Origin of the sequence: Pseudomonas sp. SWRI77 (assembly GCF_014269105.1) — a bacterium.
Taxonomy (GTDB): domain Bacteria; phylum Pseudomonadota; class Gammaproteobacteria; order Pseudomonadales; family Pseudomonadaceae; genus Aquipseudomonas; species Aquipseudomonas capeferrum.
The window spans coordinates 1-15,323 of sequence record NZ_JABWRV010000007.1; the positions used below are offsets into that span (position 1 = coordinate 1).

General features: G+C 62.1%; 14 protein-coding genes and 1 pseudogene. 13 read left to right on the top strand and 2 right to left on the bottom strand.

The features are described from left to right. Window positions 1-86: 86 nt before the first annotated feature. Window positions 87-452: a calcium-binding protein gene (locus HU766_RS09315; protein ID WP_186655662.1), complete on the top strand. Its 366-nt coding sequence runs from the start codon at window positions 87-89 to the stop codon at window positions 450-452. Window positions 453-1,262: 810 nt separating this feature from the next. Here HU766_RS09315 and HU766_RS09325 read toward each other — a convergent pair. Further along, window positions 1,263-1,835, bottom strand: coding sequence for a DapH/DapD/GlmU-related protein (locus HU766_RS09325; RefSeq protein WP_238338587.1), 573 nt, complete (start codon window positions 1,833-1,835; stop codon window positions 1,263-1,265). 271 nt (window positions 1,836-2,106) lie between these two features. On the opposite strand from HU766_RS09325, the gene HU766_RS09330 reads away from it, so the two are divergent. The 5 genes and pseudogenes from HU766_RS09330 (at window position 2,107) to HU766_RS09345 (ending at window position 6,624) form a co-directional block, all read left to right on the top strand. Next, a complete protein-coding gene (locus HU766_RS09330; protein WP_186655665.1) occupies window positions 2,107-2,364 on the top strand; it encodes a hypothetical protein in 258 nt (85 codons plus the stop codon). A 505-nt stretch (window positions 2,365-2,869) separates the two neighbouring features. Further along, on the top strand, window positions 2,870-3,190 hold the full coding sequence (locus HU766_RS09335; protein WP_033700074.1) for a hypothetical protein: 321 nt from the start codon (window positions 2,870-2,872) through the stop codon (window positions 3,188-3,190). 180 nt (window positions 3,191-3,370) lie between these two features. Next, window positions 3,371-3,630: pseudogene (locus HU766_RS26170) on the top strand (site-specific integrase); the annotation flags it as partial. Between the two features lie 21 nt (window positions 3,631-3,651). Then, window positions 3,652-5,238 carry an ABC-F family ATPase gene (locus HU766_RS09340; protein ID WP_047583047.1) on the top strand — a complete coding sequence of 529 codons (1,587 nt, stop codon included), beginning with the start codon at window positions 3,652-3,654 and terminating at the stop codon, window positions 5,236-5,238. Window positions 5,239-5,430: 192 nt separating this feature from the next. After that, window positions 5,431-6,624 (top strand): MFS transporter, encoded by a 1,194-nt coding sequence (locus HU766_RS09345; RefSeq protein WP_186655668.1) that lies wholly within the window; start codon window positions 5,431-5,433, stop codon window positions 6,622-6,624. Here HU766_RS09345 and HU766_RS09350 read toward each other — a convergent pair. Then, window positions 6,586-7,632, bottom strand: coding sequence for a dienelactone hydrolase (locus tag HU766_RS09350; protein ID WP_186655670.1), 1,047 nt, complete (start codon window positions 7,630-7,632; stop codon window positions 6,586-6,588). The two genes, HU766_RS09345 and HU766_RS09350, sit on opposite strands and share 39 nt — an antisense overlap. Window positions 7,633-7,831: 199 nt before the next feature. Here HU766_RS09350 and yghU point away from each other — a divergent pair, with 199 nt between their 5' ends. The 7 genes from yghU (at window position 7,832) to HU766_RS09385 (ending at window position 15,316) form a co-directional block, all read left to right on the top strand. After that, window positions 7,832-8,671, top strand: a complete 840-nt coding sequence (gene yghU / locus HU766_RS09355) for a glutathione-dependent disulfide-bond oxidoreductase (RefSeq protein ID WP_186655672.1) — start codon at window positions 7,832-7,834, stop codon at window positions 8,669-8,671. A 137-nt stretch (window positions 8,672-8,808) separates the two neighbouring features. Then, window positions 8,809-10,515: an amidase gene (locus HU766_RS09360; RefSeq protein WP_186655675.1), complete on the top strand. Its 1,707-nt coding sequence runs from the start codon at window positions 8,809-8,811 to the stop codon at window positions 10,513-10,515. A 72-nt stretch (window positions 10,516-10,587) separates the two neighbouring features. Beyond that, window positions 10,588-11,289: a PAS domain-containing protein gene (locus tag HU766_RS09365; RefSeq protein ID WP_033698244.1), complete on the top strand. Its 702-nt coding sequence runs from the start codon at window positions 10,588-10,590 to the stop codon at window positions 11,287-11,289. Between the two features lie 15 nt (window positions 11,290-11,304). After that, complete coding sequence (locus HU766_RS09370; RefSeq protein WP_033698246.1) at window positions 11,305-12,222, top strand: pyridoxal-phosphate dependent enzyme; 918 nt, start codon at window positions 11,305-11,307, stop codon at window positions 12,220-12,222. Window positions 12,223-12,432: 210 nt separating this feature from the next. Beyond that, window positions 12,433-13,530, top strand: coding sequence for a carboxynorspermidine decarboxylase (nspC, locus tag HU766_RS09375; RefSeq protein WP_033698248.1), 1,098 nt, complete (start codon window positions 12,433-12,435; stop codon window positions 13,528-13,530). A 31-nt stretch (window positions 13,531-13,561) separates the two neighbouring features. Next, window positions 13,562-14,806: a saccharopine dehydrogenase family protein gene (locus tag HU766_RS09380; protein WP_033698250.1), complete on the top strand. Its 1,245-nt coding sequence runs from the start codon at window positions 13,562-13,564 to the stop codon at window positions 14,804-14,806. A 129-nt stretch (window positions 14,807-14,935) separates the two neighbouring features. Next, on the top strand, window positions 14,936-15,316 hold the full coding sequence (locus HU766_RS09385; protein WP_033698252.1) for a RidA family protein: 381 nt from the start codon (window positions 14,936-14,938) through the stop codon (window positions 15,314-15,316). Window positions 15,317-15,323 lie beyond the last annotated feature (7 nt).

Here is a 15,323-nt window from a genome sequence, read left to right on the forward strand (position 1 = left end):
CGACTTTGCTGTCGGGACGCATCATGGCGGACTGGCTCCAGAAAGAAATCGGGAGCGCAGCATCGGGCTTCAGGTAGTCGCTTGGAATGTGGGCTTCATGGAGCGGACACGATGCTATCGAGTTCGCGGCGGACATCGCGTCGAGCGATATCCTGGTCACCCGTTCGAGCAACAACCTGATCCTGTCGCTGGCGGGCTCGACCGACAAGGTGACGGTGAGCAACTACTTCACCAGCGACGGCGCAAGCTACTACAAGCTGGAAGAGATTCGCTTCGCTGACGGCACCGTTTGGAGCTATGCCCACATCAAGGCGATGACCCTTTTTGGGACGGACCATGACGATGTGCTGACTGATCTGGGACAATCTGGGCGAACTGCACGGCGGCGCGGGCAACGACACCCTCGACGGCGGCAGCGGCAGCAACCGTCTGTACGCCGATGCCGGCGATGATGTGCTCAAGGACAGTACCAATGCCTCGAACAACCTCTTCGTGGGTGGCACGGGCAATCAAGTGGTTAAGTGGATGCAATTTCGCACGGGGCAGCTGTCAGTCAGGAAAAGACCCTGAATGCTACCCAGCTCGTCACCAGGGCAAATGCCGCCCCTGCGAGAGCCGAGAGGATAATGCTACGGGTTTCATGTCGAGAGGTACTGTTAACCTCATTGCCCAACTGGGCCGGGTTTTCCCGCGTCTGATAACTTGATCGTAGCTCATGGTCTTCCTCGCTCGGGATCATTTTTTGGGCAGACATAATTGCTGAAATCCCGGCCACGACAGGCCGCCATCCGTCAGTCCCTTGGCACCCTGTCCTCAGCTTATAGCCCAAGAGATGTACTCATCCTAATGGGAGATACATCATGAAACGGACTAGTCCGCAGACCCTGCTGCTCGCCCTTTGCCTGGGCGTCATTACCCCTATGGCCTTCGCGGCCAGCGATATGAACGACAACGGCGCAGGCTCGCCTGGTACGCCAGGCGCAAATAGCGGCCACGGTAGCCCTAGCGGCGGCGGAGCAAGTGGCTCTGGTACGCCGGCAGATGCCATGGGCACCGGCGCAGGCACCGAAAGAAACGGAACCGACAAAACAGGCGGCGATGGGACTGATCACACGGGCTCGGGTAATAGCGGTACCGCCGGCCCGGGGCGTAGCACCGGCGGCAGTGGTACGGGTAGCAGCGGTGCCGGTGGGGGCGCAGGTGGCAGCGGTGGGGCAAGCGGTGGCTCGGGTGGCGGCGGAAGCTAAGCTCGCGGCTGCAACTTACACCGCGTCCGGCTCTACCAGCCACTTCTTGAACTTCGCCGGAGAGCCGGCATAAAGCGCATTGGCGACAACATCCTCAGTCACCACACTGTTGGCCGCAACCACACTGTTCTGGCCAATGTTGACGCCCGGCAATATCACGGCGCCCGCGCCTATCCATGCATTGTCGCCCACGGTGATCGGCGCAATGTAGTCGTTGCTCTTGCGCCGATCCGGGTGGACATCGTGGCTGGTCGTGCACAGTCGTACCTGTGGTCCCAGCATCGCTTTGCGCCCAATGCGGATAGTTGCCTCGTCGAGTAACACGCAACCGCTATTGATAAACGCGCCCTTGCCCAGTTCCAGGTTGCCGCGCTCGAAGTAGATCGGTGGGCGAATGACAACGCTGCCTTCAGTGCGAATACCCGCCTTGGCCATAAGGCGATTAGTCTGCTTCTTGCCCAGATCATGGGTATCCAGCAATCGCATGAGCTGGCGTGGGGTCAAGCTACGTTTGAGTTTTGCGATGAATAAAAACAAGCGGTAAACCCAATGAGGTGATGGTTGCTTAAGGTCGGATTGTCGACCCATGCGGCAAGCATGGCCGAGCTGAAGCACTAACGGGCCCGTGCCAAAGGTACACTTTATATAGCGCCGTTTTATCGGCGACCTTGCACACTTCTTTAGCCGATCGTGTCGGGCTCATGGTAATCGCCCCTGCAGCCCCTGGCCACCCATCCACCCTGGACGCAAACCCAGTAACCCACCTGCCCTGCTCCGTAGTAGCGTCTCGGCCTCTACGAACTTCCAGGTCCGTCACTTTGAAACCCATGGACCTGGGCGATTCAGACCAGGAGGTCAAATGCAGCGTGTTCAGGTGGTTGATCAAGCAGCTTTGGATTCGGCACTGATAGCGTTTGCCCGCTACAAAACCGGAGAAACAAAACTCTTCGATCTAGAGCGTGCAATGAGCTTTGAAGTAGGTGAAGCCCTGTCGAGGAGCGAGCTGGTGCGATTCACGATTACCAAAATGGTGTCGGGTCGGTATCGCATCCGTGATGAAGGAGAGAACGCCATCACCGATGCCGGGCGGGCTCGCCTCGAGGTGATTCGAGGCTAGCGCCGCCCTCAATAGCGCGTTTAGCCAGCTTCACCTCTAGCGCAGGGCAGGTATGCACCTCCCGCTTAGCATCGAGGTGAAGTCCCACGGCCAGTTCACAACGAATAAACAGGTCCTGCTTCAGGTGGCCAGAAGATACGCGGCGGCACCCTTGATCAAGCGCCAGGGCTTCCAGAGTGAAAGGTGCTCGAACAACCTGCTGGAGTTGCCCGCCAAGCCTGCAATCCAGAGATAGACGAACCACTTCCGTAGCAACCTGAGGGTTTTCTTTGTTTTCACTCGCAACAGTCAACACACCTTGATCAATGCCCCTGCCAGCAAAAATGAGTAGCACGTGAACACGCACACACTCTGGCAGACAAATCGGTTCCAAAAAAAGCGGGATTAGACCGCCTGTGACCGGCATTCTACAAGGGTCGCCGTTTAAGTTTTTAACGCATTTCAGCGAAAACCATCAGGGTCAGCTAGAGTTTTTCATGAGTTCAAACACCGTGAGATGACGATCATGCTAAAACAAGAAGCGGACGACGTTATTGAGCGTATCAGGGACGATCTAAAACGGCACGGGGTGCTGATCGGCTACGATCCAGAGTTCACCACGCCTGAATTCGGCTGCGACCTGGATCACCACGTTGCTCAGATCAGAGAAGATCCGGAAAGCCATGTCGTGCGCATCGTGATCCATGACGAAGGCTTGTGGGCGCAGCTCAGACAGGGGTCCGTGTATCGCTGCGTCGTCAGTGAATGTAAAGGGAAGCTATTCGGCATGCCAATTACCATCGAACCTCGAACCGATGCGTCCTACACCATCCAGTACAAGCTCTGAAGCTTCTGCAGGGTTGTCTGGCGGCAGGACTGCCCTGCAGATCGAAAGCCGAACAATTCAGTGAAGCCCACTCGGCCTCCCAGGCCGTTAAGTGCTGGTTTCCGCTCATGCCCGTGTGCATCTTTCTCTCTTTGTCCATCGCGCGCGCCTGCGAGAGAGGGGTTGATTCGTGCGGTTCGAAATCTGCACCCTCAATGGCGCCCGCCCCCTAAGACGCTGGGGATCAGATACCGCCCCCGTATAACTGCCGCCATACCTATGCGACAATAGGCTCAATGTCTGGTCTCAACCCCGCATTTATCGCCCAACAGCTCGGGCATGGCGTGCAGATGCTCTTATCGACTCATGCGCGCTGGATTGACACGTCCAACGACTGGCAGGAGCTGGAACCGCTCCAGATTGGTCCGAAATGGGCTCGCAGCTGCGACGAAGCCACGTAAGTTATTGATAGGTAAGCTCCTTTGATCTCCACCGCTAACATCACCATGCAGTTCGGCTCCAAGCCGCTGTTTGAAAACGTTTCCGTCAAATTCAACAACGGCAACCGCTACGGCCTGATCGGCGCCAACGGTTGCGGCAAGTCGACCTTCATGAAAATCCTCGGCGGCGACCTCGAGCCGTCCGGTGGCCAGGTCATGCTCGAGCCGAACACCCGCCTGGGCAAGCTGCGCCAGGACCAGTTCGCCTACGAGCAATTCACCGTGATCGACACCGTGATCATGGGCCACGGCCAGCTGTGGAAGGTCAAGGCCGAGCGCGATCGCATCTACTCGCTGCCGGAAATGACCGAGGAAGACGGCATGGCCGTCGCCGAGCTGGAAACCGAATTCGCCGAGATGGACGGCTACACCGCCGAATCCCGCGCCGGTGAACTGCTGCTGGGCCTGGGTATTCCACTGGAACAGCACTTCGGCCCGATGAGCGAAGTGGCGCCGGGCTGGAAGCTGCGTGTGCTGCTGGCCCAGGCACTGTTCTCGGACCCGGACGTGCTGCTGCTCGACGAACCGACCAACCACCTGGACATCAACACCATCCGCTGGCTGGAAACGATCCTCACGGCGCGTAACAGCACCATGATCATCATTTCCCACGACCGGCACTTCCTGAACAGCGTCTGCACCCACATGGCCGACCTGGACTACGGTGAACTGCGCCTGTTCCCAGGCAACTACGACGAGTACATGACCGCAGCGACCCAGTCGCGCGAGCAACTGCTGTCGGACAACGCCAAGAAGAAAGCGCAGATTGCCGAGCTGCAGACCTTCGTCAGCCGCTTCTCGGCCAACGCCTCCAAGGCCAAGCAGGCCACCTCGCGGGCCAAGCAGATCGACAAGATCCAGCTGGCCGAGGTCAAGCCGTCGAGCCGGGTCAGCCCGTTCATTCGCTTCGAGCAGACCAAGAAGCTGCACCGCCAGGCCGTCGTGGTCGAGAAGATGGCCAAGGCCTTCGACGACAAAGTGCTGTTCAAGAACTTCGACATCACCGTCGAAGCCGGCGAACGCGTTGCGATCATCGGCCCCAACGGTATCGGCAAAACCACCCTGCTGCGCACCCTGGTAGGCGAGATGACGCCGGACGCAGGCTCGGTGAAGTGGACCGACAGCGCCGAAGTGGGCTACTACGCCCAAGACCACGCCCACGACTTCGAGGACGACCTGAGCCTGTTCGACTGGATGGGCCAGTGGACCTCCGGTGAGCAGGTGATCCGCGGCACTCTCGGGCGCATGCTGTTCTCCAACGACGAGATCCTCAAGTCGGTGAAGGTGATTTCCGGTGGTGAGCAAGGCCGCATGCTGTTCGGCAAGCTGATCCTGCAAAAGCCCAACGTGCTGGTGATGGACGAACCGACCAACCACCTGGACATGGAGTCGATCGAGGCGCTGAACCTGGCGCTGGAAAACTACCCAGGCACGCTGCTGTTCGTCAGCCACGACCGTGAGTTCGTGTCGTCGCTGGCCACCCGCATCATCGAGCTGTCGCCGGACGGTGTCGTCGACTTCAGCGGCACCTATGACGACTACCTGCGTAGCCAGGGCGTCGTGGTCTGAGGTAGCTGAGATGGCCTGGCCCTTTTGAGCTGGCCAGGCCGGTCTCTTCGCGGGTGAACCCGCTGCCACGATGTGGAAGCGGGTTTCCCAGCGCTCGATACACTCAACGAATAATTCGTTAGCCTGCTTTCATTTCCTTCGCGCAGCGGCCATGATGAAACAACGCCCCACCGCCTGCCCGCGAACGAGCCCATGACCGCGCAACAACCCGCCCCCGCCAGCAACACCTTCAACATCACCCTGCAGATCCTGTCGATCGTCTTCTATACGTTCATTGCCTTCCTCTGCATCGGCCTGCCGATCGCGGTGCTGCCCAGCTATGTGCACGACCAGCTCGGCTTTGGCGCGGTGATCGCGGGGGTGACGATTGGCCTGCAATACCTGGCCACCCTGCTCAGCCGCCCGTTCGCCGGGCGGGTGGCGGATACCCTTGGCGGCAAGCAGGCGATCCGCTTCGGCTTGCTGGGCATCGCCAGTTGCGGGGTGCTGACCCTGCTATCGGCATGGACGCTGACGATGCCGCTGCTGAGCCTGGCGCTGTTGCTGGGCGGTCGCTTGCTGTTGGGCATCGCCCAGGGGCTGATCGGTGTGGCCACCTTGAGCTGGGGCATCAGCCAGGTCGGCCCGGAACACACGGCCCGAGTGATCTCGTGGAACGGTATCGCGTCATATGGCGCCATTGCCATTGGCGCGCCGGTGGGTGTGCTGGCCGTGGATGGCCTGGACTTCAGCGTGCTGGGGCCGACCTTGCTGGTGCTGGCGCTATTTGCCCTGCTGGTGCTGCGCAAACGGCCAGACGTGGTGGTGGTGCGTGGCGAGCGGCTGGCGTTCTGGTCGGCATTCAGCCGGGTTGCGCCCTGCGGCCTGGGCCTCACCCTGGCGTCGATCGGCTACGGCACACTGACCACGTTCGTCACCCTTTATTACCTGGAGCGCGGTTGGGCCGGTGCGGCTTGGTGCCTGAGTGCCTTTGGGGTGTGCTTCATCATTTCGCGGCTGATGTTCGTCAACGCGGTCAACCGGTTTGGCGGCTACAACGTGGCGGTGGTGTGCATGGCCACCGAGGTGGTCGGCTTGGGCCTGCTGTGGCTGGCGCCCTCGCCGCCTTGGGCACTGGCAGGCGCCGGGCTCACGGGCTTCGGCCTGTCGCTGGTGTACCCGGCGCTGGGCGTCGAGGCCATCAAGCAGGTGCCCAGCAGCAGCCGCGGCGCAGGGCTGGGTGCCTATGCGGTGTTTTTCGACATGGCCTTGGCCATCGCTGGCCCGGTGATGGGCGCGGTGGCCGTGCACCTGGGCTATGCCTCGATCTTCTGCGTCGCAGCCCTGCTTGCGCTGGTAGGCGTCGGCTTAACGCTGCTGTTGGCGCGGCGCAGCCGACGCGGCTGAGCGCTGGTCCGGCGCTGGCGCGCCCAAGGTCTGGCTGAAGAAGGCAGCGGTGTCGCGTTGCAGCGAGTGGTGAATATGCCGGCGGTCGACGCCGTCCGCGTCCTTGCACAGTGCCGGCATGCGCGCGCGCTGTTCATCGTCACAGCGCGCCATGAACACAAAATGCCCGGCGCCGGCCAGCAGGCGGTAATCCGGTGTGATGGGCAGCTTGCGGGCCAAGGCTTCGGCGTTGCGGTCCACAGCCACCAACTGGTCACTGTCACCGCTGTAGATCAATGCCGGAATATGCACCCCGGCCAGCGCATGACGGCCGAACAGCAGGCTCAGGGGCGCCATCAGCATCACCGCCCCCACCCGTGAGTCGGCCTCGGGCGCCAGCTCGCTGCGGTCGGCAATCAGCACGCCATGGGTCTTGCAGGCGTCGGCATCGCCGGGGCGCTCCAGGCAGTACTGGCGCAAACGGTCCAGGTCGGGTTGCGCCCCCGACACGATCAGCGCCGTTTCGCCCCCCGCCGAATAACCGATCACACCGACCTTGCCATCGTTCAGGTAGGGCCCCAGCAGCGCATCGTCACGGGCCGCCGTGATCGCGGCGCTGACCTGCAGCGGCCGGCCATACAGGTTGCTGAGGGTACCCAGCCGGCTGTGATCGCGCGCGTTGTCACCCGGGTGCACGACCGCCACCACCACGAACCCCTGGCGCGCCAGGGCGGTGGCCAGGTAATGCAAGGCCAGCGGGCTGCCGGTATTGCCGTGGGAGAGCACCAGCAAAGGGAACTGCCCCAGCGCTACCGGGGCGTCTTCGGCGACATCGACCGGGTAGCCGTCGATACGGCTGCTGCGGGTGGCGCCAATGGCAGGGTAAAACGCCAGCGCCTGCATGGGCCGGTCATCGACGGGGTCAGTCAGGGTCATGGGGTGCAGGCCGGCGACCCACGGCGCGGCTTCGGCCTGGGCCAACAGGCCGCCGAGCAGGACCAGCGCCAGCAAGCAGCGAGGGATGTTCATCGGCCGGCTGTTCCGTGCAGGGCGAAGGGATAGCGCCAGCATAAGGCTGCTGCCGGCAATGACAGATGAAAACTGGATGAAAAACGCGCCATGCTGCCAGCGCCAGCGCCCTATGCAATTGCGCTTTTCCACGAACCCGTGGCATAGATGCAGGTCAACGTCTTTAGCTGACCCTTTCGCGGCATTCAAGGAGCACCCCATGAGCAAGCCCCCTTACGCCCCACCCAAGGTCTGGCGCAATGACGCGGCCTCCGGTGGCCAATTCGCCAGCATCAACCGCCCGGTTGCAGGGCCAACCCACGACAAGGCGCTGCCAGTGGGCAAGCACCCTCTGCAGCTGTACTCCCTGGCCACGCCCAATGGCGTAAAGGTCAACATAGCCCTTGAAGAGCTGCTCGCCCTGGGCCACAGCGGCGCCGAATATGACGCTTGGCTGATCCGCATCGGCGAGGGCGACCAGTTCTCCAGCGGCTTCGTCGAGGTAAACCCCAACTCGAAGATCCCCGCCCTGCTCGACCGCAGCGTCGAGCCACCGGTGCGGGTGTTCGAGTCGGGGGCGATCCTGCTGTACCTGGCAGAAAAGTTCGGCGAACTGTTGCCCAAGGCCGCAGCTGCACGTACCGAAAGCCTGAACTGGCTGTTCTGGCAGATGGGCGCTGCGCCGTACCTGGGTGGCGGCTTTGGCCACTTCTATGTCTACGCACCGGAAAAGTTCGAGTACGCCATCAACCGCTTCACCATGGAAGCGAAGCGCCAACTGGACGTACTCGACCGCCGCCTGGCCGAAAGCCGCTACCTGGGCGGTGATGAGTACAGCATCGCCGATATCGCCGTGTGGCCGTGGTACGGCGAACTGGTGCGCGGCAATCTTTATGGCGCGGCGGAGTTTCTGGCGGTGCACGAGTACCCCCATGTGCAACGCTGGGCCGAAGCGATCGCCCAACGCCCCGCAGTGCAACGCGGGACGCGGGTCAATCGCACCTGGGGCGACGAGGCCAGCCAGGTGCCTGAGCGGCACTCGGCGGCAGACCTGGATTGACTGCCCGGGGCCGCCGTGCGGCCCCGACAATGCCCGCCTGCATAAAACCATTTGCCCCTGCGCAAACCTGCGTACACCAATGCCTTCTTGTACACTCCTCGCACTAGCCCCCACCTGCAAAAATTTTTGGTGAAAGCATGATCGAGGTAACCGAGGTTTCCATTGCCGAGCTGCGCGACGCGCTCGAGTCGGGCCGCACCACAGCGGTCGAGCTGGTCAAGGCCTACCAGGCGCGTATCGACGCCTACGATGGCGCCAATACGCCGACCGCGCTCAACGCTGTGGTGGTACGCAACCCAGACGCACTCAAGGAGGCCGAAGCCTCCGATGCCCGCCGCGCCAATGGCCAGCCGCTGAGCCCGCTGGACGGCATCCCCTACACCGCCAAGGACAGCTACCTGGTCAAAGGCCTCACCGCCGCCTCCGGCAGCCCGGCCTTCAAGGACCTGGTAGCCCAGCGCGACGCCTTCACCATCGAGCGCCTGCGGGCCGCCGGTGCCGTGTGCCTGGGCAAGACCAACATGCCGCCCATGGCCAACGGGGGCATGCAGCGGGGGGTGTATGGTCGGGCCGAGAGCCCGTACAATGCCAACTACCTGACCGCCCCCTTCGCCTCGGGCTCGTCCAACGGTGCCGGTACTGCCACCGCCGCCAGCTTCAGCGCCTTCGGCCTGGCCGAAGAAACCTGGTCGAGCGGCCGCGGCCCTGCGTCCAACAACGGCCTGTGCGCCTATACCCCTTCGCGCGGGGTGATTTCGGTACGTGGCAACTGGCCGCTGACGCCGACCATGGACGTGGTGGTGCCGTATGCCCGTACCATGGCCGACCTGCTGGAAATCCTCGAGGTCGTGGTGGCCGATGACGCCGACAAGCGCGGCGACCTGTGGCGCCTGCAGCCGTGGGTTGCGATCCCGGCCGCTTCTTCCGTGCGCCCGGCCTCGTACCTGGACCTGGCAGTGGATGCCAGCGCCCTCAAGGGCAAGCGCTTCGGCGTGCCGCGCATGTACATCAATGCCGACCCCGAAGCCGGCACCTCCGAGAAGCCAGGTATCGGCGGCCCAACCGGCCAGCGCATCAACACCCGCGACAGCGTCATCGAGCTGTGGCAACAGGCCCGCCAATCCTTGGAAGCGGCAGGCGCCGAAGTGCTCGAAGTGGACTTCCCGCTGGTCTCCAACTGCGAAGGCGATCGCCCTGGCGCCCCAACCGTGTACAACCGCGGCATCGTCAGCAAAGCGTTCCTGCATGACGAATTATGGGAACTGTCGGGCTGGGCCTTCGATGACTTCCTGCGCGCCAACGACGACCCCAAGCTCAACCGCCTGGCCGATGTCGAAGGGCTGAAGATCTTCCCCCACGACCCAGGCACCCTGCCCAACCGTGAGGACGACCTGGCCGCCGGCATGGACGAATACGTCAACATGGCCAAGCGCGGCCTGAAGACCTGGGACCAGATCGAGACCTTGCCCGATGGCCTGCGCGGGCTGGAAAAAACCCGCAAGCTGGACCTGGAAGACTGGATGGACGAGCTGGGCCTGGACGCGGTGCTGTTCCCGACCGTGGCCGACGTGGGGCCAGCAGATGCCGACGTCAACCCGGCTTCGGCGGACATTGCCTGGAGCAACGGCATCTGGGTGGCCAACGGCAACCTTGCTATCCGCCATCTGGGTGTACCGACAGTGACCGTGCCGATGGGCGTGATGGCCGATATCGGCATGCCGGTGGGGCTGACCTTCGCTGGCCGTGCCTATAGCGACAACAACCTGCTGAGCTTTGGCGCGGCGTTCGAGGCAACCGGCTCGCGCCGTATGATCCCGCCGCGTACGCCAGCACTGGGCGCGTAAATTCGCACCTGCATCGCCAATTTCAACTTTGTGTGTAAAAATGCACAAACCGTTGAAATTGGTGATGCTTTCATGCCGCTTTCCCCGCCCGAAGAACGCCAGCTAACCCTCACCATCCTCAAGGCTGCCATCCAGGCCCTGGGCAGTGTTGCCGCCCGCAACATGGAAATCCTCCTGCACGACCTCGACCACCCGGAGCGCTCCGTCGTGGCGATCGTCAACGGCCACCTTTCCGGCCGCGTCGTCGGCAGCCCGATTCTCGCCGCCCCCGAACAGGATCAAGGCTTCAAGGCACTGATGCAAGCCAGCGCCGAACGGCACGGCTGCGACCCTGTGGTGCTGCCCGACTACCCCACCACGCTCAAGGGCCGCACCCTGCGAAGCGCCACGGCCATCTTCCGCGACAGCAGCGGCCACCCCTTTGCCAGCCTGTGCATCAACACCGACGTCACTGGCCTCGACACCGCCCTAAGCTTCTTGCAGCAGTTGCAGCCAGTGGGCGCTTCGCCTGCATCGACCACCCCCCAGGAACCTGCAGACATGGAACTGTTGATGAGCGAGATCATCCAGAACTCGCTGTTGCGCAGTGGCCAGGGCCGGATGAACAAGCAAGCCAAGGTCGAGGCCGTGCGGGTGATGCAGGAGCGCGGCCTGTTCATCGTCAAGGGCGGCGTGGAAAAGGCCGCCAACGCCCTCGGCGTGACCCGTTACACCGTTTACAACTACCTGGAGCAACTGCGCGGCGAGAGCCCTTCGGTTGCCCGTGAAGACTGACCTGTGGAGCACGCCATGACCTTGCATATCCAGACCCCCCTGATCGAATCCCGCCCCCTGTCGCTGGCCGCTGGCCGTACGGTCTGGCTCAAGCTGGACGCCCTGCAGCCTTGCGGCTCGTTCAAGCTGCGCGGCGTGGGCCATGCCTGCGAAGTTCACCATGCCCGGGGCGCACGCCATTTCGTCTCGTCGTCCGGCGGTAACGCCGGGCTGGCGGTGGCCTATGCCGGCCGCAAACTGGGGGTGCCGGTGACGGTGGTGGTGCCCGAGACCACCACCGAGCGCGCCAAGGAACTGCTGCGCCTGGAAGACGCCAATGTGGTGGTGCACGGCAGCTCCTGGCAGGAGGCCAACGAGCTGGCGCAGACCTTGCTCGGCACCGGCGATGCCTTTATTCACCCCTTCGACGACCCCCTGCTGTGGGCCGGGCATGCCAGCCTGATCGACGAAGTGGCCGCCAGCAGGGTCAAGCCCGATGCGGTGGTGTTATCGGTCGGTGGCGGCGGCTTGCTCAGTGGCGTGGTCGAGGGCCTCAAGCGCAACGGCTGGGATGATGTGCCGGTGCTAGCGGTGGAAACCACGGGCGCTGCCTCGCTGCATGCAGCTGTACAGGCAGGCCACCCGGTTGAACTCGAGCGCCTCGCATCGGTGGCGACGTCCCTGGGCGCCAAGCGCGTAGCCGACCAGGCATTGGAATGCGTGCGTAGCCACCCGGTGCACAGCCACCTGGTGAGCGACCGTGCGGCACTTGAAGCCTGTGAACGCTTCTTGCTCGACCACCGGGTACTGGTAGAGCCCGCTTGTGGCGCTGCGCTGGCACTGGCTTATGAGGCCGATACCCTGGCCCGCTACAGCAACGTACTGGTGGTGGTCTGTGGCGGTGCGACCGCAACGCTGGAGCAGATCCACACCTGGTTACAACAGGCCGATTAAGCCCTGCCTGTCCCCCTGGCCGTGACCGTTTTGTACGGGCAATGATTACGACGGTCACATGAGCCTGATCTACTGAGCCTGCCGCAACCGGAAAAAACCCTGCGCAACGTCTGCAACAGTGACGAAATGCATGCCTTACCCTTTCGGTCTGCGGCAAGTGAAGGCACAATGCGTGTCCTTTTTTTGGCCGGCCTTGCCGGGGGCCTTTAAATGATCAAGACGCCGTACTACCTCATCGATAAAACCAAGCTGCTGAGCAACATGGAGAAGATCGCCTACGTGCGTGAACACTCCGGTGCCAAGGCGCTGCTCGCCCTCAAATGTTTTGCCACCTGGTCGGTGTTCGACCTGATGCAGCAATACATGGACGGCACCACCTCTTCGTCGCTTTTCGAACTCAAGCTCGGCCGCCAGAAGTTTGCCGGCGAGACCCACGCCTACAGCGTGGCCTGGGCCGACGACGAGGTCGAGGAAATGCTCGAAAACTGCGACAAGATCATCTTCAACTCGATCGGCCAGCTGCAGCGCTTTGCCGAACAGTCCGAAGGCAAGGTCCGTGGCCTGCGCGTCAACCCGCAAGTCAGCAGCTCCGACTACCTGCTGGCCGACCCGGCCCGCCCGTTCAGCCGCCTCGGTGAGTGGGACCCGGAGAAGATCGAGAAGGTCATCGAGCAAATCTCCGGCTTCATGTTCCACAACAACTGTGAGAACGGTGACTTCGGCCTGTTCGACAAGATGCTCAGCCACATCGAAGAGCGCTTCGGCCACCTGTTGCACAAGGTGCAGTGGGTCAGCCTCGGTGGCGGCATCCACTTCACCGGTGAAGACTATGCGGTCGATGCGTTCTGCGCGCGCCTCAAAGCCTTCTCGGAAAAATACGGCGTGCAGGTTTACCTGGAGCCGGGCGAAGCCGCCATCACCAACAGCGCCTCGCTGGAAGTGACCGTGCTCGACACCCTGTACAACGGCAAGCACCTGGCCGTGGTCGACAGCTCGATCGAAGCGCACCTGCTCGACCTGCTGATCTACCGCCTCAACGCCAAGATGGCCCCCAACGATGGCGAGCACACCTACATGGTCTGCGGTAAATCGTGCCTGGCCGGTGACATCTTCGGCGAGTACCAATTCGATCGCCCATTGGCCATCGGCGATCGCCTGTCGTTCATCGACACGGCGGGTTACACCATGGTCAAGAAAAACTGGTTCAACGGTCTGAAAATGCCCTCCATCGCGGTCAAGCAGCTCGACGGTAGCGTCGAAGTGGTGCGCGAGTTCGGTTTTGAAGACTACGTTTCCAGCCTGTCGTAAGACCGGCATTCAGTAAGGAGCAAGGGATAAATTGAAGAAGAACGTTCTTATCATTGGTGCAGGAGGTGTCGCCAAGGTGGTGGCCCACAAGTGCGCGCAGCATAACGACGAACTCGGTCGTATTGCTATTGCGTCACGGAACATCTCCAAATGCCAGGCCATCATCGACAGCGTCAAGGCCAAGGGTAGCCTCAAGGTACCCGCCGACATCCAGGCCTTCTCGCTCAACGCCCTCGATGTCGAGGCGACCAAGGCACTGATCCGCGAGACCGAATCGCAGATCGTGATCAACGTGGGCTCTGCCTTCCTCAACATGTCGGTGCTGCGTGCCTGCATCGATACCGGTGTCGCCTACCTGGACACCGCGATTCACGAAGAACCAGGCAAGATCTGCGAAACACCGCCCTGGTACGGCAACTACGAGTGGAAACACCTCGAAGAGTGCCAAGAAAAGAACATTACCGCCATTCTCGGCGTCGGTTTCGACCCGGGTGTGGTGAACAGCTACGCAAAACTTGCGCAGCAGCAATACTTCGACCGCATTGATTCGATCGACATCCTCGACGTCAATGCTGGTTCGCATGGCAAATACTTCGCCACCAACTTCGACCCGGAAATCAACTTCCGCGAGTTCACCGGGCAAGTGTGGAGCTGGCAGAACAGCCAGTGGACCAGCAACACCATGTTCGAGGTCAAGCGTACCGACGACCTGCCGGTCGTAGGTTCGCAAAACCTGTACCTGACCGGCCACGATGAAGTGCATTCGATTTCGAAGAACCTCAACGTGCCGAACGTGCGCTTCTGGATGAGCTTCGGCGAGCACTACATCAATGTGTTCACCGTGCTGAAAAACCTTGGCCTGCTCTCCGAGCAACCGGTCAAGACTGCCGAAGGCCTGGAAGTGGTCCCGCTGAAAGTGGTCAAGGCCGTGCTGCCTGACCCGGCCTCCCTGGCCCCGGGCTACACCGGCAAGACCTGCATCGGTGACCTGGTCAAGGGCACCAAGGACGGCCAGCCACGCGAAGTGTTCATCTACAACGTGGCGGATCACGAAGAAGCCTACGCCGAGACCGACAGCCAGGGTATTTCCTACACCGCCGGTGTACCGCCAGTGGCTGCCGCCCTGCTGGTCGCCCGTGGCGAATGGGATGCCAAGCGCATGGTCAACGTCGAAGAACTGCCCGCCGAGCCGTTCCTCAAGGCGCTGGACGTGATGGGCCTGCCGACCCGCGTCAAAGATGAGAAAGGCGATCGTCCGTGGGACGCTGAAGCCTAAGCAACACCAGGAAGGGCGCCAACAGGCGCCCTTCTTTTTATCCTGCATTCGCCACTGCCCATGGCTCGACCCCTGCCGTTTGCTCGCGTAGGCTTGCCGTTTTCCTTCCGTCGCAAGGCAAACGTTCCCATGGCAAATACAGACATCACCTACACCCCCGACCCGGATGCCGATTCCATTTCGTCCGATGTCGCCGAGTACAACGGCGTATTGGTCACCACCCAGATCCCAACCCACGCCGATGGCAGCCTTGAGCTGGGCGATATCGTTGCGCAAAGCGAATGTACCCTGCAGGCGCTGAAAGTGGCCCTGGAGAAAGCCGGCAGCGGCATGGACCGCGTGCTGCACCTGACCATCTACCTCACCGACATGGCCGACCGCGCTGCGTTCAACGAGGTGTACCAGCGCTTCTTCAGCAACCCGTGGCCGGTACGCGCCGCCGTTGGCGTGGCATCGCTGGCGTTCGACGGCATGCGCGTGGAAGTGACCGCGATGGCGGCCAAGCGCTGATCCCTTT

Excerpts from the sequence above, each read along its gene's own strand:
- nspC (WP_033698248.1), top strand. The coding sequence starts at position 12,433 with ATGATCAAGACGCCGTACTACCTCATCGATAAAACCAAGCTGCTGAGC.
- HU766_RS09335 (WP_033700074.1), top strand. The coding sequence starts at position 2,870 with ATGCTAAAACAAGAAGCGGACGACGTTATTGAGCGTATCAGGGACGAT.
- HU766_RS09370 (WP_033698246.1), top strand. The coding sequence starts at position 11,305 with ATGACCTTGCATATCCAGACCCCCCTGATCGAATCCCGCCCCCTGTCG.
- HU766_RS09360 (WP_186655675.1), top strand. The coding sequence starts at position 8,809 with ATGATCGAGGTAACCGAGGTTTCCATTGCCGAGCTGCGCGACGCGCTC.
- HU766_RS09350 (WP_186655670.1), bottom strand. The coding sequence starts at position 7,632 with ATGAACATCCCTCGCTGCTTGCTGGCGCTGGTCCTGCTCGGCGGCCTG.
- HU766_RS09330 (WP_186655665.1), top strand. The coding sequence starts at position 2,107 with ATGCAGCGTGTTCAGGTGGTTGATCAAGCAGCTTTGGATTCGGCACTG.
- HU766_RS09365 (WP_033698244.1), top strand. The coding sequence starts at position 10,588 with ATGCCGCTTTCCCCGCCCGAAGAACGCCAGCTAACCCTCACCATCCTC.
- yghU (WP_186655672.1), top strand. The coding sequence starts at position 7,832 with ATGAGCAAGCCCCCTTACGCCCCACCCAAGGTCTGGCGCAATGACGCG.
- HU766_RS09385 (WP_033698252.1), top strand. The coding sequence starts at position 14,936 with ATGGCAAATACAGACATCACCTACACCCCCGACCCGGATGCCGATTCC.
- HU766_RS09325 (WP_238338587.1), bottom strand. The coding sequence starts at position 1,835 with ATGGGTCGACAATCCGACCTTAAGCAACCATCACCTCATTGGGTTTAC.
- HU766_RS09315 (WP_186655662.1), top strand. The coding sequence starts at position 87 with ATGTGGGCTTCATGGAGCGGACACGATGCTATCGAGTTCGCGGCGGAC.
- HU766_RS09345 (WP_186655668.1), top strand. The coding sequence starts at position 5,431 with ATGACCGCGCAACAACCCGCCCCCGCCAGCAACACCTTCAACATCACC.